This is a genomic window from Lysinibacillus sp. VIII_CA (genome assembly GCF_049943995.1).
GTDB classification, from domain to species: Bacteria; Bacillota; Bacilli; order Bacillales_A; family Planococcaceae; genus Lysinibacillus; species Lysinibacillus pinottii.
In genome coordinates this window covers 1-358 of sequence record NZ_JBNFXM010000091.1, presented here as the reverse complement: position 1 = coordinate 358, position 358 = coordinate 1, and the positions used below count along the sequence as shown (strand labels likewise).

The window sequence follows — 358 nt, the reverse complement described above, 5'->3', positions numbered from 1 at the left end:
TCTTTTTTCTCTAGTAAATCCGCAACGCGAGCTGCGTAATCTCGTGCTTGATCACAACGAATATCTGTAGGTTTAATATGGCATGCATTCTACTTTTGAGTAAAATGATTTCTTAGTCAATTTCATCGTAATAACGAGTCAGTGCACGCATCTGTTCATAATAATAATCTTGTATGTACGTTGTTTCGCGTTCCATTTTGAAATGTGTCTTCGCGAGTTCATGAGCATCACTGATATCGGTTTTATTGTGACGCATCGTTGCCATCTGTAAATTCGCTTCAAGTGGATTCATGCGGCAGTACGTATAGCCGTAATCTTTTAAAAACGCTTCGACAGGTTTTGAATAGATGCCTGTTGC

The 358-nt window shown here is 39.1% G+C and carries 1 protein-coding gene; it reads right to left on the bottom strand.

Features of this window, described 5'->3' with window-relative positions:
* Nucleotides 1-112: 112 nt before the first annotated feature.
* The coding region (locus tag ACP3VS_RS24340; protein ID WP_426390304.1) for an IS110 family transposase at nt 113-358 on the bottom strand (246 nt) is incomplete at its 5' end.